The following is an 18,039-nucleotide window of genomic DNA, read 5'->3' as shown; positions in this document are numbered from 1 at the left end:
ACCGCTAATCTCCTTTTAACTCAAATCTTGCACCAGTCTTACCAACCGCCTTGGGTTGAAACCCACCGAACTGTCCGATCACCCGTTGTGGGTTACGGAAGGATGCGCTGGTATCATAGTCTACAATCATCTGGCTGGCGCGATCGCTCTTGCTCCAAATCACTCCATGCTCACTACTCACGTCGCCACTAGCCACCCCATACGGGATCTGTGGACGCATTTTTTCTGAGGTGATTATCCCAGGTGCATTACTCTGATCGTATCCTGATTTGGATAATAAGTTGGCACTCATCAATCCGCCACGGGTTAAGGCTGAGGTAACCAGAAAGCGGCGACGGGTAATTAGCGGCTGATTTTTCCCTACCACAAATAAAATGCCCCAAATGCGAAAAGTAAATTGGTAATATAATTCAATCCAACATTAGCGTTGACGCCCAGACCAGACAGAGAAACGACTGAGATTGGCATCATTGAAGGATAAGCCTATTTTAGGTAAGGTAGGTACAGGCAACAAAGCGAGGAAAGCGACTCAACAGAGTTCGGTGACAAACTGGGGTTGATCTGGCACGAGTACCGTTTCCATTGACCTCAAAACTACTGTTCCTGATGTAGCCGACTATAGCTGTATAAACCTAAAACTCAAAAGTCTTTTGTCATCAGAGGTTCAGCTTGTTTGCTGGGTTGCTAAATTTACGCTTTGCTGTACTTATATCAAGCGCTGTTTTGTTAGAGAGTGAGTATCCCATCTATAATTAACATGGTGGACATCGGACTCCCCGGAGTCAGGTGAACAGACTCTAACATACAGTGTTTCGATAAACCTGTCGGGTAAGCAGGAGTGAAATAACCTCAAACTGATCGAACAACAGTTATCGGTCAAGGTTATTATTGCAGAGAAAAAAGGGGTGCTGATTCTGCGGCAAACTCTCGTCGGTGAATTTGCTCCCCTCTGGGAAAAAATAAAAATGAACTCATGTTCAATTGCCTGATGAATAATAAGACAAGTGAGTGGGGTGCTGTTATCCATGCGATTACTAATTAGACTTGTCTGAAAATTAGTCAAAAACCCTTTGAATCTTGGGGTTGACCTGTAATTTCTGGACTTGTCTAGTGATGAAGAAAAATTCAACAGGGGCGCTGACAAAAACGATGGTGTCAGGTTCTCAAGACGCTTGGGACAATAAACCTCTAGGCGGACGCTATCACGTTATCGAAAAACTAGGGGTCGGAGGGTTTGGTCAAACCTTCTTGGCGCGGGATATGCATTTGCCCGGTCATCCCCAATGTGTAGTGAAAAAATTAAAACCTCAAGTGAGTGATGAGGAGAGCCTGCAAACGGCGAGACGCCTTTTCCAAACAGAAGCTCAAGTCCTCTATCGACTGGGTAATCATGAACAGATTCCCCGGCTTTTGGCTCATTTTGAGGAAAATCACGAATTTTATCTGGCTCAGGAATATATTCAAGGGCAACCCCTAAGCAAGGAGATAGAAACCTCTGTGCCGTGGTCACAGGAAAACGTGCTATCTCTCCTGCAAGATATGTTGCAGGTACTGGCATTTGTCCATGAACAGAATGTGATTCACCGTGACATCAAGCCAGCCAATTTGATGCGCCGCGCCTGTGATGGCAGAATCGTGCTGATTGATTTTGGCGCAGTGAAACAAGTCAGATGTGAGTCGCTCCCTCCGGAAACGGGACTGACAAATGTGACCATTTCTATCGGCACAAAGGGGTATATGCCCAATGAACAATTAGCCGGGAAACCTCGCTATAGTAGTGATGTTTATGCCGTGGGTATTATTGGGATTCAGTTATTAACGGGGATTCAGCCGAAGCATCTTAGAGAAGACTCGGAGACGGGTGAACTAAACTGGCGGCAATATGCCAAGCAGATTAGCTCAGAATTTGGGGAAATTCTGGATAAGATGGTACGCTATGATTTTCGCGATCGCTACGGGACAGCAGAAGAAGCCCTGTTGGCATTCCAGAGTTTACCCACGACATTATTGGAGTCGGCGTCACCCCCCCCACCTTTAGCACCTGAGCCTGAATTGCCACCCCTGGTTGATCCACAAGCACCGACGGATCGGGAGAGCCAAAATTTCCCCCCTGATTCAGCCGAGACGCGGGCGTGGGAGGCGACACCAACGGAATCGACTCTGATTGAAGTCCAAGAGTCGAATAGCGAATCATCCTCTAGCCAGACACAAGAAACAGCACGCACCCAAACCTCTCAGCCAAATCAGGGGCGGACTGATGTCACCGTATCCCTAAGTCAACCCCAGGAGTTTGAACCAACTGCAACGGTGTCAACAGCCTCTAGAACCTACGGATTTCGCCAATGGTTGATGCAGCCTTGGACAATCTTCGCGATCGCGATCGCGGTTAGTTCCACGGTTGCCATTACCCTGATTCTACTCCCCTCTCAATTGAACCATCAGTCTCAAGTTGAGGATGTCCCGGTGGAAAGCCCAACCCCAACTCCCACTCCCACTCCCACTCCCTCGCCAACCCCTGAACCTACCGCCGAATCCTTGCTCTCTGAAGCAGAAGACTTAAGAAAAGCTGGAGACTATGAGGAAGCGATTGAGGTTTACAATCAAGCCCTCGCACTCCAATCCGACTTAGCCCCTGCCTATTGGGGACGTTGCTACAGTCTCAATGAATTAGGACAACCAGAACTTGCCTTAGTCGCCTGTAATGACGCCCTCGCCTACCAATCCAATTATGCCGAAGCCTTAGTTAGCAAAGCCGATGCCCTACGGCAACAAAACCAGATCATAGATGCGCTGCAACTTTATGAACAGGTAAGTGAATACTATCCAAATTTTGCCCGAGGTTGGATTCGCTATGGCATAGCACTACAAGGGGTGGGACGTTCCGCTGAGGCAGTTCAAGCGTTAGATAAAGCCATTGAACTGGAGCGTAACTCCGCCGACGCTTGGGCAATTCGTGGTGAGGCGCTGATGGCGTTAGGGCGCACCACGGAAGCGATTCCTTCTCTGGATAAAGCCCTGCAACTCGAACCGGATCATGAAAAAGCTGCCAGCCTGCGGGAAAAGGCGAGGGAAACACTCGGGCGTTAGGGCGTCGGTTCAGCATTGGCGAACGCCCGAAAAAACCTAACATCTATTCCACCATTTGTCATGCACTAGGGTATCGATTTGGATGTCTCAGAGGCTTCAATTTGCTGGGCTATGGCGGCTAACACCGCATCATGAATCGCCCTATTACTGGCAATAATCCCCTGATTGTTGAAAAGCTTAGTTCCACAGGCAAAATCTAGAGCTTTACCATGCATATCACTGACTCGTCCCCCGGCTTCTTCCAAGACAACTACACCCGCTGCATGATCCCATATATTTTGCCGTTTTGAGGACTCCAGGGGAAACGGTAAACGGATGTAAAGATCGGCTTCTCCTCTAGCAATGATGCCGTATTTTACCATGGAATCAATCTGTAGGGAAGGGTTGATAAAACCAAGGGATTGAGTGATAGCCGCTTCCAATTCGGGGTTTCCATGAGAGGATTCTACGCTTTGGACTAATCGTAGAGATTCGATGCGATCGCATTCATTGACCCGGATCGTCTGAGGTTGACCTCCGCCTAGGGGTATCAGGGTTGTCCCTTGTCCTTTTACTCCCACAAACAGAACGCCGCGATCGCTCACGGGTTGGTTGGGATGAATCGGGATAGCCGGACATCCTAACACCCCCAGTTTCACCTCACCCGCTTCAATTAACGCTAAGGCGATCGCATAATTATCACCCCGAACGTAGCCTTTTGTCCCATCAATCGGATCAAGTGTCCAATAGCGATTCGCGACTTGACCCGTACCCCGATCAATCCAGGTGATAACGGTTTCCGGTGTCGCTTCAGCAATCTGAGACCTAACATAATGGGTGACACCTGTCAACTGTTGAGTCATGGCAGGTTGTCGCAATAAGCTAGAGTTTTCCTCTCCAACAACTGGATCACCAGGAAACGCCTCGGCTAATACCCGACATATAACCGCTTGTGTGCCAAAATCAGCCACAGTTACCGGAGAGCGATCGGGTTTGGTTAGGGTTAAGGAACCCTGTTCCCGACGAACTTGTTCACATAATTGAGCCGCAGCCGTTACAGCTTGGATGGCGATCTGTTTTTCTCGCTCGTAGGACATGGTTTAATGCTGAGATCCTATCTTGACCCCGTTAGTATAGGGGTTGTTCACTCTAAATAGGTTAAGGTATCCATAGTTATCGTTCTACTTCCTGAGCGTCTTGACAAGAAATGTCAGAATCAGCATCGGTATCAGAAGCGACAGCCAGAGTAGTCTGGGATTTCGTTTCGTTCAAAGGATTGGAGAAAAAGTCTCCCGTCTGAGGCGGTAAGGTGGGGTCAAGGACAATTTCCGCCAAACTTTTCACTACCCCTGTCACCGGAATCGCCAGAATGACGCCCAAGATTCCGCCAATTTTAGCCCCCAATAACAAAGACGTTAGAATAATCACAGGCGATAAACCGGTTAAGTTGCCCATAATTCGGGGCGCAATTATATTATCTTTGACCTGTTGCAAGGCGACAGATACTCCCAAGACTTCCAGGGCTAGCCACCAATCAATAAACGCGACGACAAGGACTACGGTAGCAATTCCCAGAGTGGCGCCGACAAAGGGAATAATCTCCATGAAGCCGATAAAAACAGCAAACAGCAGAAAAAATGGCACTTGTAATACACGAAAGCCTAAGGTTAAAGTTGTTGCCATAAACAACCCTAGTAAGAGTTGACCGGATACAAACCGCTGAAGATTGCGTCGCAGTGCTTGAGTTAAGCTATCACGGATTTTGGCAGAAAAAATACTGGTAAGACCACGCCATAGTCGCTCACCATCAATGAGCATGTAAAATGAAAGAACTAGGACTAAAATTAAGTCGATAAACCAGTTAAATGTCCCCACAACCAAGCCCAAACCCGTTGACGCGATCGCTTCGGCTTGAGCTTGGATACGTGCCAACAGTTGAGAGCCGAAAATCCGCACGTCAAACGGCAAATTATGCTCAATACTCCAAGCTTGAAAGTCCACCAATTGCTGTTGTCCTTGTTCCAGCAATTCGGGAAACCGAGTCACTAATTGCCGTCCTTGGTTAAATACAGGTGGTGCTAGCGTTAAGGCAATGAATACAACAAAAATGGCAGCAACTAAATAAACCAAAATCGCCGCCACTGTCCGAGGTAAGAAAGGTCGCAGTCCCCCAACGGCATAGTTGAGCAAAAACGCAATCAGAGACGCCGTGAGCAAAATACTAATGATTTCCCCCACATAACTCAGCCCACTCAGCGTCAGCCAACCTGTGACTAAAAGCAGCAGCCATGTGATTAGGAGTTTTTGAATCGGTGAAAATATAGAAGTCATCGCAGTTTTCTGGTTAGCAAAACCTGGCATCCACTATTATTAGGTCGCCATTGAGTCAGATAAGACCTAAAACTGATATTAGCAGGTTATTGAGCAAGTTTCAGATCAGATGGAGCCACCCATTTAAAATCTTGGATTGTAGCCGCTTAGCTTTAGGGTGGGTTGCATCCGTTAGCATCCATAGACCAGCAAAAGTAATGCTATAATCTGGAGATATAATTCCGTTCAAGGCTTCTGATTATCCGGGCTAAACCCATGCAAGATCCCAAGAAGGTGTCTCATACAGCGAGCCAAACCTGGCAACTATTCAAAGATGTGGGACTAAAAGCTATTCCTATTATTCAGCTCAGAGAATCCCTCTTGAAAGATTCAAAGCTAACTCAAAACTATTTAGTGCTGATTGTTAGCTCCTGTTTAATTGCTTCATTTGGGTTACTCTTGAATAGTGCTGCTGTAATCATTGGTGCGATGATTATTGCCCCCTTGATGATGCCACTGCGGGGATTTTCATTTGCTACATTAGAAGGAGATTTGAAACTGCTATGGCGAAGTTCTATTTCTATTTTTTCCGGAACAATGCTGGGGATTGCTTGTTCATGGATAGTTGGCACAATTATCAGTATTCCTGAGTTTAAAGAGCAAGTTTTATCCAGAACTCAACCCAATCTTATTGATCTTTTAATTGCTTTAGTCGCCGGCGGAGTGAGTGGTTACGCAAAAATTCGTCCAGAGATTGGTGATGCTGTTCCAGGTACAGCGATCGCGGTTGCCCTTATGCCGCCGCTTTGCGTAGTTGGACTTACACTCTCCCAGGCAGAGTGGGGATATACTCAAGGAGCTTTTCTGCTCTATATCACCAATTTGATTGGAATTAATCTGGCTTGTTTATTGGTTTACGTTTTTAGTGGTTACGCTCGGAGTAATGAAGTTACTAGAACCTTGAGTTGGGGAGTTTCTATCGGCTTAATTGGGTTGTTAGCCTTGCCTTTGGGGTTTAGCTTTGTAGAACTAATTCAGCAAGCGCAAGCGAATGACTCGATCCGGAATATTTTGGTGGAAAATTCCCAGTTTAGGCGTTCGGATATAGAACTAATTCGGTCAGATATTGATTGGAATTATCATCCCCCTTCTATTACAGTTGTTGTTCGCTCGGTAGAGCCAATCACACCTCAAGATGTGACACTATTGGAAGATTTAATCAAAACTAAGATTGGACGAACATTTAAAGTGGTGTTCGATGTGACAGCATCTACAAAAGTTGAATCCCAAACGGAGTCACAAAAATCAAATAATTGACTCCCGGAAAATCTACGGCTCATTTTCTCATTTTTGAGTTTCACATTTCATTCTGAAGATGGATAATGTTATAACTAAACTGTGATACGGCTTTAAGGTTAAATTATTTGGCGTCATCGAATCGACTTCAAGTACCCCTAAGTTCTGAGTTATTCCCTCTAGAGGATAATTTATTTGTTAGTCTAATCAATAGATGGAGTTAGAGGGGGTAGCTTAGTTGTATTGACTAGTTACCACTACCTGAGAAGTCAAACGTCTCGTCAAAAGTCTGTGGTCATGCCTAGGTTCAACCTTTTGAGCCTGTTGGGGGGTTGGTACATTCGGAGCCATCGGCGTGCCATGGAACAAGAGAGTACCGTTGACACTGAATCAGGTTAAATCTCTAATGAGTTGAGGACTGAATTAACTCTATGCTATAAATAGAGTCTTTGAAATCTTATTGGGTGGAGTAGATCGAGTAGAATGAAACAAGTGGGAACTCATCTGGTCGTTGACGCATGGGAAGCGCCTGAAGACCTTCTCAATGATCCTGAAGGAATTCGCCGCGCCTTGATTGATGCGATTTCTGTTGGAGAAGGAACTCTCATTGATTTATGTGTACACCAGTTTAGTCCCCACGGAGTAACGGCGACAGCGACATTGGCGGAGTCTCATATTGCTATCCATACCTGGCCCGAACATGGCTATTTTGCCGCTGATTTGTTTTTTTGCGGGTGTGGTAAGCCAAAAGAAGCCATGAAACTGCTACAAACAGCGCTCCAAGCTAAACAGGTGCGGATGAGGGAAATTGTACGCGGTTTTGATTTGATACCGGAAATTCATGAGCGAATCGAAGATTCAGTCTATCAGATGGTGAGGTAGGTGGTTTTTTAAGATCATTTCTCAAAAAGGGCAAGGCTAATTCAACCTTGCTTTTTTTTTTGGAAAGCTTATAAATTGGTTATCACGAGACAAGCTAGAGTGGTTCTATAGAGTTGGGCGATTACCTGAGAGACGAGAGTTAGGGCATAGCGGTGTCATACTCAAATTACACTTAAATGACAGAACCATTGAGCCAGTAGAGTCACCCTGGAGGAAAAAGCATGTTAGAGACAATTATAGTGTTTGTCTTGGGTTTGACCCCCCCAGTGCTTTCCATCTGGGTGATGCACCGAGCTAAGGAACAGGCGCAAATTAGGTTAAGAAATTCTATTCAAGCATCAACGGCTAGGGTACTACCAAGAAATCCATTACCGCCTGATCAGTATTATCTCGAAGGCGTTGGTTATTTAATCGGTGATATTACCTGTCGATTTAATGCTCGTTCGGCTTATATCCGCTGCGCGGTTAATCCCTCAGGTCCTTGTGATAACTGTTGCGACTACGAACCCAGGGAATTTTAATCTTCCGATTTGATGTAGGTAGTTCACTGTTTCTTTTGAAAGTAAGCGGTAGCTAATTGAGTGAGGTATTGAATTTCGCTTACATCAGGACTCTGAATTTGACTATCCATTCTGAGCCAGAGTAGATATTCAATATTACCTGCAGGACCGGTTATGGGAGACCAAGTTAAGCCTTGATAGAGCCAGCCTAAATCCTGAGCGGTTGGTAAAACTTGTGCGATCGCGCCAGCCTGATCTTTAGGATCGCGCACAACGCCTTTTTTGCCAACCCGTTCTCGTCCCACTTCAAACTGTGGCTTCACCAGCAACACCACCTCACGCGGCGCTTGTAGCAGATTCCATAAGGCTTTCAGTATTTTCGTCAGGGAAATGAACGACACATCTACAACCCCTAAATCGGGATAAATCCCCTCTTTGTCTTCTTTGTCTACTTCAAGAGATTCTCCATATAAATCAGCAGGTTCTAGATAGCGTAAATTCGTGCGTTCTTTCAAAATCACCCGGTGATCATTTCGCAACCTCCAAGCCACTTGTCCATACCCCACATCAACACCATAAACCCGTTCTGCCCCCCTTTGCAGTAAGCAGTCGGTAAAGCCGCCGGTGGAAATACCCCCATCTAAGCAAATACGTCCTTCGACAGCAATGCCAAACTCGTCTAAGGCTTTAGCTAACTTTTCCCCACCTCTAGAAACATAAGGGGATTTCTGAGCAATTTTAATCTCGGCGGTTGTCTCTATTTCAGTTCCGGGTTTATCGACAAGCTGCTGATTTACCCGCACTTCTCCCGCCCGAATCAACCGCTGTGCCTGTTGTCGAGATTCGCATAAATTAAGGTCTACTAATAAGGTATCCAGTCGTTGCTTCAATCGTCTAATCGATTAACCCATAAATCTCCCCTATTATCATACTCATACCAAGGAACCCCCTTTTGCCATGGCGATTGAAATCGCACCTACACAAACTAAAGTCCGCCTGCTTCCGAAAGAGGGCATGGCGCGTCTGTAGGGGCGGGTTTCACTACTATCTTTTCGGTTGCACAAGGGATGTGACTAAACCCGCCCCGATGCAGATGTCTAACTTTCCATGAAAATCAGCTATTTGTAGTGGCGTGGCACACCTAGACATTCTCGCATTCTCGTTCCCAGGTCTGAGAAGGGAATGCCTTTGGGAGGCGGAGCCATTGAACAGCATTTCCACCCTAAAGGGGTTTGGGAACCAAACCCCTACTGTTTGAAACCCCCTGCTCCCTCATCTTCCAGACGTGCCATGGCACGTCTCTACACCGCTCCCCTCTCACCCTCATCTCCAGTTTTTAGGGTGAACTTAAGGTAAAGTTATTGATAATCTTGGCGATATCGGTTGCTTGAGTGGGATAGAGTTTGGCGAGATGTCCGCACATTTTATAGGCGGCATCTAGGTAGTAGGCACAGGTAATCAACAGACGCTTGAAGTTTTCCTTATCGCCTGTCTCGACAAAGGCAGCCGCGATATTGGGAAGGTGTTGATTGCGGTTGATGAGAATTTTCTCGGCGGTTAAAAGTGCCTGTTCAATGCTTATGGCTTTTACCTGTGCTTTGGCAATCTCAACCAGCGCCCATGCCCGTTTGGATGAATCCTCAATTTGCTTAGCGGTGTCGATGGCGGCGGTGAAATTTTCTGCTGTTGGCTGAGCTTTGGCAATCTCAAGAAGCGCCCTTGCCCTTTCGTAGGAATCCTCAATTTGCTGAGCGGTGTCGATGGCGGCGGTGAAATTTTCTGCTGTTGGCTGAGCTTTGGTAATCTCAAGAAGCGCCCTTACCCCTTCGTAGGAAGGCACAATTTGCTGAACGGTGTGGATGGCGGCGGTGAAGTTTTCTGCTGTTGGCTGAGCTTTGGCAATCTCAAAGAGCGTCCATGCCCGTTTGGATGAAGGCTTAATTTGCTGAGCGGTGTCGATGGCGGCGGTGAAGTTTTCTGCCTGTGCCTGAGCTTTGGCAATCTCAAAGAGCGCCTCTGCCCTTTCGTAGGAATCCTCAATTTGCTGAGCGGTGTCGATGGCGGCGGTGAAGTCACTCCCTTCGACAAGGTTCTGGCACAGGTTGGCGAGACTATTATCATCTAAAATTAGCCTTGAGAGCGCCTTAAACGTCCCTTTTGTCGCTGTCAATAGATGCGTCAGTAAGTAAACAGCACAATCGCTCATCCAAGATGTTGATAAACGGGGCAAATCCTTCTGCTGCAATCGCTCCAAGGTTTCCCTCGCTTGCTCCATTTTCTCTGTATCCTGGGTGTCATTTGTTGCCAACTCCCACGCCAGCAGCAGATACCACAAGATACAGCGTTCAATATCAAACTGCTCCGCCAGCGCCCAGGCTTTGGTGATACTGCCTGCTCGCAACGCCTCCAAGGGTGACTCTTGGGTGGTTATCTGTATCAGTCGCCCTGCGTGTAGCAGCAGAAACTCTGCCATCCCAGCCGCATCATCGGTTTTGGCTTTATTCCACAACGCTATCTGCACCGTCTTTAGGGGCAAATCCGGCTGCTCTGGTAACTGTTGCCGTTGAGCCGTAACATAGTCTTGATTACGAGCAAGTTCGGACAACTCCTCCCGCCGCTTCGCCTCCTGCAAGTGTTCGGCATAATACTGCAGAGCATAAGCACTCTGGTGTTCCTGCCATTTGCCACAGTAGTCGATTAAATCCTGCAAAGCATCTTCCGCGTCGTCTCCTAGCTGGTTGCCAAACGTCTTAGCCAGCAACGGGTGAGCAAAAGCGTAGAACTTATCATCAGGACTCTTCATCCAGCGCTTCACCTGCCAAGACTTGCCTAGCTTTCGCAAGTCGCGATCGCGCATTTGGGTTAATGTTTTGATATCTTCTTTCTCTAGTACCCCTTTCGCTACTGCTAGTAGGGCAAACAACTGCAACGTTTGATCGGGTAATTCCAGTTCATCTAAACGCTCGATCTGTTGCTCTACATACCCCTCAAATCCCGTGGGCGTTTGTGCCAGCACTCCCCGCACATCCTGATTTTGGCTTGCCGCCTGTCTCAACTCATCAATCAGATAACGTAGGTATAGGGGGAACCCACCCGTTATCTCATCCAGCCGTTTGACAAAATCACCATCCTGTGAGTAAATCGCTAACTCCCTGATTTCCCCTAGCCACTTGGGAATTGCCTCACGAGGTAGCCGCTTCAGGCACAGTCTCTTATCAGCATCGTCTATCCAATTACGCAGGTAGGGCTCCTCTTCTTCCTCAGCGCGTGCCGAAGCAATCACAAACACACCATCCGGGAGCCTGGTAAAAAACGGCTCAAAGGTTTCTGAAGCCTCATCCAACCCATCTAAAACAATCACCAGACGCTTACCCTCTGGCGAGACAGGTTTCTCCAGCATCCCCACCAGGATATCCCGCATCCGATTGGGATCATTAGGAAACTGTCCATTGGGGATGTTGTGATAGAGATAGAGTTGCTTGAGCAGATGACGATAGGCTTCCGAGACTGAGCGCGTCTTCGGGTAACGGTAGCTAAAGTAGTGCACTGCGATAAAATAATCGTCCTGCTTTTTCTGTTGCCAATGAGACAACAGAGCCGATTTGCCAAAACCCGCCGCCGCCGTTACCAACAGCACACCCCTGGAATTATTCAGTACAAACTCATCAAGCTGACGCTGCTCTTCCTCCCGCCCTTCAAAGGACTGCTGGATATACTCATTAACAATTCCTTTAACTTGAGCTTCTATCTCGTAGCCGATATATTGCTCACCAATAATCGAGATAGCCGATTCAGACAGCGTTCTTTCCAGGCGAGGAAATCCCTCCGGTTCTTGCTCCAGCCTTTGGAGCACGGCTTTTGCCCTCACACTTTGCTCGGCAAACGCTCCAGGAATAATCCAAGGCTCGATTTCCAAGCGAAACAGCACTTCCTCAAATTGAGCCGGATTCAGACACTTAAGCCTGTCGAATAACTCATCCCGACTAGCCATTCACCCTACCTCTTCAAATGTGGAGCCGCTTGATAAATCGAGTTTAGCAGTCCTGAAAAAGAATCTCCCTCTTTTTGACTCGCCAATTTAATAATTTCTTTGGCTTTTTGCACCTGTGCCACACTATCGGGGGAGAGAACCAGAACTAGAATACCTGGATTGGCTAATCCGTCTTCCAACTTATCCGGTATTCTATCACCGGGCCGAATCTCCCATTTATCCAACCAAGCATCAATCCCTTCGCGGGTGCGTAAATCCGTTGCCAGACGCTCGACAAAGGGTTTGTCGATACTGCTATGACTAATAAACGCTTTCATTCAGTTTATGGGACTATTATATATAAACTTCTCTCGGTGTTTAATGCATCATCGGACACCCCCCTAAACCTGGTAAGGGCACGGCAATGCCGTGCCCCTACAGGGATACATTTCTTACAGACTTGAGCCAGTTTGAGGGTAGGATTTGTATCATCACAGACAAATGCCTTGACCCCATTTCTCTACACTATTTTGTATTGAGTTAGCTAAGTGCCAATGTAGTAGATTGGATACGTGCGATCGCGGCAATCAATTATATAAATCTTGAGGTTTACCAAGACAAGACTAGAGTGATTCCATTTGAATCGTAAACATACGGGTATACTGCAGATGGTCACAATCTGAAACTTTGTCAGGGTTTGCCTAGATCGCCAGTCCAGTAATCAAAATAGATACAAAAATCGCCAAAAAACTGTAACAAAAACGACAAAATTTTCCATTTTGTAGAGACGTTCCGCCGGAATGTCTCTACAAACTGAAATTAGCTTAAACAATCAATAAACGCTGACGCACAGATTCAGCCAACCTCAAGGGAGCATGTCAGGGAAAGCACATAATGTTCAAGAATAGCGATGGCGTTGGGTTTCGTACCTCAACCCAGTAGGGGTACGGCATTGCCGTACCCCTTCTATAGATATTCTCCTTAAGGAATAGCTACCAAAACAACGAAACCCAACCGAAAAATTTCAGCACTAACCCTTAACCAAACTGCTCCTCAATCTCCAAATTAAACAGCGTTTGCAGCGTCTGCATCGCTTGGCGTCTGGCTTCAATATCCTGCTGCGCCCTTAACTGCACCATCGGATCATGGAGAATTTTATTCACAATTCCCCGTGTCAGCGCTTCGATAATTTCTTGATGCTTATCGGCAAACTCTGAACCCAACCGGGATAGGGCTTTTTCTAACTCCTGCTCCCGGATAGTTTCAACTTTCTCCCGCAGACTACTAATGGTACTCACCGTTTCGAGCGATCGCCACCAAACCTCAAAGGCTTCCACCTCTTCTTCCAGTAAGCTTTCCGCTTCCATCGCCATCTGACGGCGGCTTTCGGTATTTTGCGCCACCACCGCTTTTAAGTCGTCCACATTAAAGGCTTGAACCTGTTCGAGTTCATTGACATCGGCATCCACATTACGGGGTACGGAAATATCAAATAGCATTAAGGAGCGACTGGGAACAAGATGGACTTCCAGTTTAGCGCGATCCAGGATCGGTTCTGTCGCACTGGTACTCGTAAACACCATATCCGACTGCATAATCACCGCCATCATCTCAGATAGAGGATGTACCGCTAACTGAGCATTTTCAAACTGCTTTGCCAACTCTTGGGCGCGTCGAGTTGAGCGATTAATAATGGCGATTGACTCAGCACCTTTAGAAAGCAGGTGTTGTACCAGCAGACGCGACATCTTCCCAGCACCGATAATTGCCACTCGGTAAGCGGCTAAGTTTTGCACTTCCATCTGGGCGAGTTCCACCGCCGCCGAACTAATCGAAACCGCCCCTGTACCAATGCTGGTTTCAGTGCGGACTCGCTTACCTGCGGTAATCGCTTGTTTAAACAGTCGGTTAAGCAGGCGTCCAATTCCCTTGTATTGCTGACCGACTTTATGGGTATGCTTCACTTGAGATAAGATTTGCCCTTCACCCAGGACTAGACTATCAAGTCCCGCCGCAACGCGCATCAAGTGCATGACTGCATCGTGATGTAACAAAATGAACAAATGGGGGCGTAATTGATGCAAGGGTACATGAGAGTTATCTGAAAGGAACTGACTGACTTCACGAACACCCTTTTCCGTTTCCTTCGCCACAATATAAATTTCCAGGCGATTGCAGGTACTGAGGATCGCCACTTCTTCAACATGGGGGTAGCTACAGAGTTGTTGCATGGCGTCTTCTAGTTGGGCTTCGGGAATGCTCAGTTTTTCCCGTACTTCAACTGGCGCTGTTTTGTGGCTTAAACCTACGACGGCAATATTCATTGTGTTCTCCGAATCTCTATCGTTGGGTTGGGTCAACTATTAGGCTTGTTTTAAAGATAAAGAAAATTGAGAAATTTTTCTGAAAGCGATAGGCAATTGGGCATACGTTCACAAATTACCCGGGGAATTTACTGCCCTGTCGTACTTGATTCCGATCAAGAATCTGATCAATCAACGCTAAGCCAGAGTAAGTAGCATTATCATTGCTAATACTCTGGCTTTAACGCTTTTCTCTCCTCTCGATGACTAGAATTCGAGGCGGAGAAATCCTGCAACAAACAATGGATAAATTTACAGTATTTATCGCAGTTGCAGGGTCTTCGGCTGATCAAACAGATGGACAGTATCCACAAATCGAGCCGTCTTCGACTGGGTGGAAATTACCAAGCTTTGAGTCCGCGCTCCCCCGTGGAAGAGTCTTACCCCTTCCATCAAGGTTCCAGGCGTAATACCACAAGCGGCAAATAGCACAGTTTCACCCGAGGCTAGCTCATGAGTATTGTAGACCTTATCGGGCTCGTTAATACCCATTTCTTTGAGCCGATCCAGGTTACCCTCTTTGCTCTCACCAATCAAACCCGTCTGTACAACCTCTGGGTCATAGATTAACTGACCTTGGAAATGTCCTCCCAAACAGCGCATCGCGGCGGCGGATATAACGCCTTCGGGTGCTGCACCAATGCCCATCAGAGCATGGATATTTGTCCCCGAAAAGGCACAAGAGAGCGCCGCAGATACATCTCCGTCACTAATCAGCCGAACTCTGGCGCCAGCCGAGCGGATTTCCTCAATCAGTCCCTTGTGGCGATCGCGTTTCATCACGACAACCACAAGTTCCTCAATTGAGCGATCTAGGCACTCCGAGAGAATTTGCAGGTTTTCCGTTGCTGATTTATTGATATCGACATGATTTTTAGCCGCCGGAGGCGCAGCTAGCTTTTTCATGTAAAAGTCAGGTGCAGCAAACAGCCCCCCTTTCTCAGAAATAGCTAGCACCGCCATTGAACCCGGTTGCCCATAAGCCACCAAGTTTGTCCCTTCACAAGGGTCAACGGCAATATCAACTTCAATGAGTTCATCGGGGTTACAGAAGTTCTTAGCATCCGGCTGGTTACAGATGCCTACTTGTTCACCGATATAGAGCATCGGGGCTTCATCTCGCTCCCCTTCTCCAATCACGATGCGACCCCGCATGTGAATGTTGTTCATCCGCTCCCGCATGGCTTCTACTGCCACATGGTCAGCAGTGTTCTTATCACCTTTGCCCATCCATTTGGCAGAAGCAAGGGCTGCCTGTTCGACAACTTCAATAATTTCTAGTCCTAGCGTAGTTTCTAGCACGAAGCTTTTCCTCTCAACTGCTTAGTTTTTCCCTGGTGTTATTTACTGTCCCCAGTCTAAGAGTCTATCAGAGACGGGGATCTCCTCGAAAGAATGTCAAGTATTGGTTTATGTTAAGTTTTGCTAAGACGATCCCAGCATTGGGTTCCCTCTTTCCCTCTTCCCCAATTCCTAATCCCCAATCACCTCCTCGACTTGGGCAATGATCGTCCGATGACGGGGAGTGTTCGGTATGATTGTCGGATGCTGGAATCCGGCTTCCGCGATCGCTTGCTCGATATCCAAGGTAAAATATTCGTCAAAGTAAGGCTCAGTGCTTTTGAATAAGGTAAAAACATAAGCTGGCATCGTCCCATACACCTGAGACTGAGGATTCATATCCATCAGGGTAAGATAGCCACCAGGACGTAATAACCGCCGTGCCTCCCGCAGGATTGCCTTTGCCGCCATTTGAGGCAATTCGTGGAATACCAAGAAAATAGAGACTAAATCGAATGAAGTATCAGGTAAACCTGTCGCTTCAGCCGCCCCATGTTTCCAGTTAATTTCTCGATGATGCTGCTGGGAATTGTAGGCGGCGACGGCGAGAAAGTAAGGCGATAAGTCTACACCCGTAATTTTTGCCTGGGGATAAATCCTTTGTAAGCTAAAGGTACTCATCCCGACACCACACCCTAGATCCACAATATCTTGTGGCTCAATGGCGACTTGCTTTTGCACCAACTCATGGTAACTCTGTCGCAGCTTAGCGTCTCCTTGGAGTCTATCTTCAGGGTAGAGATTGGCATGAACAGCATAAGCCGCAACTTCTTGTTCAAACGCAGCATCCCACTGAAGATTTCCCTTGTCATAAGCATGGAAGGGACGCAAATAATAATCAGGGTAGGTTAACTGGGGGTTTTGGACTTGATCAAGATAACTATCCCAGTCTAGAGTTCGCAACTCATTAACCTGTTTCGTCCAAGGTACGCCAATTTTTTCAGCTCGTTTCACAATCATCTTACGAGCTTGCTGCTTGGCTAAATTGGCTAAGGGCTTAATGGAAAGGAATCCATTCACCAAGCGTGAAGCTAATCGGGGTGTTGTGTTGACAGCAGTGGTCATGATAGTTCTTAGGGATTATCTGCTTTGGGGATTGACGCATGTACAGAATATCGGCAATGCTACGATATTTCAGCAACACTATGCCACCCATCCCTAAATTTAGTTCAAACTTTCGCCACATATCGATTACGCCCAGAGGCTTTCGCTTGATACAAAGCCAAATCCGCTTCAGCAACTAGCGTAGCTGGTGGAGTATCAGGCTCCGGATACAGACTAGCAACACCCAAACTGAGTGTGACATATTCACTGACGGCTGAAGCCGCATGGGTAATCTTTAAACTATAAACCAAGCTGCGTAATTCTTCAGCCACTAGAGAAGCACCAATCGTGGTGGTATTGGGTAAAACAATAGCAAACTCTTCACCGCCATAACGAGCAACTAAATCCACAGAACGTTTAGCACAAAAACGCAAAGCATCAGCCACCCTTCGCAAACAGGCATCACCGGCTTGATGACCGTAGGTATCATTATATTTTTTGAAAAAATCAATATCACACAGAATCAGAGACAAGGATGACTCTTCTCGAATCATGCGCCACCATTCATCATCAAGGTATTGATCAAACCGCCGTCGATTGGCTACACCCGTCAGTCCATCTAAAGTCGCTAAACGTTGTAACTCTCGATTGGCTTGTTCGAGTTGTTGATAAAGCTGAAATTGTTGAATTAAACGCCGCACTCGTTGACGCAAGACGGCTAAGTGAATCGGTTTGGTGATATAGTCAGTAGCACCCACGGCAAAGGCACGGTCAACGGATTCTGGATCATCGAGATTGGTAATCATTAACACAGGCGTTTGGGAAACTCCCTGTAATCCTTGAGCCTCCAAATGTTCGCTATCGGGTGATGTCTCGTCTTCGTCTGAGAGTTTTTGTAAGTGTTTGCAACAGGTAAAACCATCCATGACCGGCATCAGGGCGTCTAGCATAACTAGATGGGGTTTGAGACGCTGATAGACGTCCAAACCCTGTTCGCCGTTGGTTGCTTCGACAACTTTATAGCCTTCTTTTTCCATGACTCGGCGTAAAAGCTCTCGTATAAACTGGTCATCATCAACCACCAAAATGGTTGGCGGTTCTTCGGGCAAAGAAACTAATTTCATCCTTAAGAATGCTGATATTGCCGTCTTTGGGTCTGTAAAATTGATGCGACCCGTTGATACTCAGCCTCTAGCTGGCAAAACTGCGCCAGTGCTCTCACGCGATTACCACCCTTGCTTATCTGTTCTAGCATCTGACGGAACGG

The 18,039-nt window shown here is 46.9% G+C and carries 14 protein-coding genes; 4 read left to right on the top strand and 10 right to left on the bottom strand.

The window, feature by feature from the left end; all coding sequences use genetic code 11:
• Window positions 1-4 precede the first annotated feature (4 nt).
• Window positions 5-367: a hypothetical protein gene (locus tag RID09_RS15000; RefSeq protein ID WP_446336732.1), complete on the bottom strand. Its 363-nt coding sequence runs from the start codon at window positions 365-367 to the stop codon at window positions 5-7.
• 746 nt (window positions 368-1,113) lie between these two features.
• On the opposite strand from RID09_RS15000, the gene RID09_RS14995 reads away from it, so the two are divergent.
• Window positions 1,114-3,087: a protein kinase domain-containing protein gene (locus tag RID09_RS14995; protein ID WP_446336731.1), complete on the top strand. Its 1,974-nt coding sequence runs from the start codon at window positions 1,114-1,116 to the stop codon at window positions 3,085-3,087.
• A 65-nt stretch (window positions 3,088-3,152) separates the two neighbouring features.
• Here RID09_RS14995 and RID09_RS14990 read toward each other — a convergent pair whose 3' ends face one another.
• Both RID09_RS14990 and RID09_RS14985 read right to left on the bottom strand, forming a co-directional pair.
• Window positions 3,153-4,163 carry a 3'(2'),5'-bisphosphate nucleotidase gene (locus RID09_RS14990; protein WP_446336730.1) on the bottom strand — a complete coding sequence of 337 codons (1,011 nt, stop codon included), beginning with the start codon at window positions 4,161-4,163 and terminating at the stop codon, window positions 3,153-3,155.
• 76 nt (window positions 4,164-4,239) lie between these two features.
• Complete coding sequence (locus RID09_RS14985; RefSeq protein WP_446336729.1) at window positions 4,240-5,397, bottom strand: AI-2E family transporter; 1,158 nt, start codon at window positions 5,395-5,397, stop codon at window positions 4,240-4,242.
• A gap of 255 nt (window positions 5,398-5,652) precedes the next feature.
• On the opposite strand from RID09_RS14985, the gene RID09_RS14980 reads away from it, so the two are divergent.
• From RID09_RS14980 to RID09_RS14970, 3 genes are all read left to right on the top strand, one after another.
• On the top strand, window positions 5,653-6,693 hold the full coding sequence (locus RID09_RS14980) for a TIGR00341 family protein (protein ID WP_446336728.1): 1,041 nt from the start codon (window positions 5,653-5,655) through the stop codon (window positions 6,691-6,693).
• A gap of 462 nt (window positions 6,694-7,155) precedes the next feature.
• A complete protein-coding gene (gene speD, locus RID09_RS14975) occupies window positions 7,156-7,554 on the top strand; it encodes an adenosylmethionine decarboxylase (RefSeq protein WP_446336727.1) in 399 nt (132 codons plus the stop codon).
• A 221-nt stretch (window positions 7,555-7,775) separates the two neighbouring features.
• Entirely contained in the window at window positions 7,776-8,075 is a 300-nt protein-coding gene (locus RID09_RS14970; protein ID WP_446336726.1) for a DUF6464 family protein, read from the top strand.
• A gap of 23 nt (window positions 8,076-8,098) precedes the next feature.
• Here the strand turns inward: RID09_RS14970 and RID09_RS14965 are convergent, their stop codons facing one another.
• From RID09_RS14965 to RID09_RS14935, 7 genes are all read right to left on the bottom strand, one after another.
• The gene (locus RID09_RS14965; RefSeq protein ID WP_446336725.1) at window positions 8,099-8,944 is read right to left on the bottom strand and encodes a TlyA family RNA methyltransferase; all 846 of its coding nucleotides are present in this window, start codon (window positions 8,942-8,944) and stop codon (window positions 8,099-8,101) included.
• Window positions 8,945-9,390: 446 nt separating this feature from the next.
• Window positions 9,391-12,045 carry an AAA family ATPase gene (locus RID09_RS14960; protein WP_446336724.1) on the bottom strand — a complete coding sequence of 885 codons (2,655 nt, stop codon included), beginning with the start codon at window positions 12,043-12,045 and terminating at the stop codon, window positions 9,391-9,393.
• A 5-nt stretch (window positions 12,046-12,050) separates the two neighbouring features.
• Window positions 12,051-12,362, bottom strand: coding sequence for a toll/interleukin-1 receptor domain-containing protein (locus RID09_RS14955; RefSeq protein ID WP_446336723.1), 312 nt, complete (start codon window positions 12,360-12,362; stop codon window positions 12,051-12,053).
• 699 nt (window positions 12,363-13,061) lie between these two features.
• Entirely contained in the window at window positions 13,062-14,348 is a 1,287-nt protein-coding gene (locus tag RID09_RS14950; protein WP_446336722.1) for a glutamyl-tRNA reductase, read from the bottom strand.
• 300 nt (window positions 14,349-14,648) lie between these two features.
• Complete coding sequence (gene glpX / locus RID09_RS14945) at window positions 14,649-15,689, bottom strand: class II fructose-bisphosphatase (protein ID WP_446336721.1); 1,041 nt, start codon at window positions 15,687-15,689, stop codon at window positions 14,649-14,651.
• Between the two features lie 171 nt (window positions 15,690-15,860).
• On the bottom strand, window positions 15,861-16,793 hold the full coding sequence (locus RID09_RS14940) for a class I SAM-dependent methyltransferase (protein ID WP_446336720.1): 933 nt from the start codon (window positions 16,791-16,793) through the stop codon (window positions 15,861-15,863).
• A 104-nt stretch (window positions 16,794-16,897) separates the two neighbouring features.
• Window positions 16,898-17,896: a diguanylate cyclase domain-containing protein gene (locus RID09_RS14935; protein ID WP_446336719.1), complete on the bottom strand. Its 999-nt coding sequence runs from the start codon at window positions 17,894-17,896 to the stop codon at window positions 16,898-16,900.
• Window positions 17,897-18,039 lie beyond the last annotated feature (143 nt).

It is taken from the genome of Coleofasciculus sp. G1-WW12-02 (genome assembly GCF_040219735.1).
Lineage (GTDB): Bacteria > Cyanobacteriota > Cyanobacteriia > Cyanobacteriales > Coleofasciculaceae > Coleofasciculus.
This window is presented reverse-complemented; position numbering and strand designations above follow the sequence as displayed.

Coding starts and splice junctions, on each gene's coding strand:
- RID09_RS14995 (WP_446336731.1), top strand. CDS start 1,114: ATGAAGAAAAATTCAACAGGGGCGCTGACAAAAACGATGGTGTCAGGT.
- RID09_RS14990 (WP_446336730.1), bottom strand. CDS start 4,163: ATGTCCTACGAGCGAGAAAAACAGATCGCCATCCAAGCTGTAACGGCT.
- RID09_RS14985 (WP_446336729.1), bottom strand. CDS start 5,397: ATGACTTCTATATTTTCACCGATTCAAAAACTCCTAATCACATGGCTG.
- RID09_RS14980 (WP_446336728.1), top strand. CDS start 5,653: ATGCAAGATCCCAAGAAGGTGTCTCATACAGCGAGCCAAACCTGGCAA.
- speD (WP_446336727.1), top strand. CDS start 7,156: ATGAAACAAGTGGGAACTCATCTGGTCGTTGACGCATGGGAAGCGCCT.
- RID09_RS14970 (WP_446336726.1), top strand. CDS start 7,776: ATGTTAGAGACAATTATAGTGTTTGTCTTGGGTTTGACCCCCCCAGTG.
- RID09_RS14960 (WP_446336724.1), bottom strand. CDS start 12,045: ATGGCTAGTCGGGATGAGTTATTCGACAGGCTTAAGTGTCTGAATCCG.
- RID09_RS14955 (WP_446336723.1), bottom strand. CDS start 12,362: ATGAAAGCGTTTATTAGTCATAGCAGTATCGACAAACCCTTTGTCGAG.
- RID09_RS14950 (WP_446336722.1), bottom strand. CDS start 14,348: ATGAATATTGCCGTCGTAGGTTTAAGCCACAAAACAGCGCCAGTTGAA.
- RID09_RS14940 (WP_446336720.1), bottom strand. CDS start 16,793: ATGACCACTGCTGTCAACACAACACCCCGATTAGCTTCACGCTTGGTG.
- RID09_RS14935 (WP_446336719.1), bottom strand. CDS start 17,896: ATGAAATTAGTTTCTTTGCCCGAAGAACCGCCAACCATTTTGGTGGTT.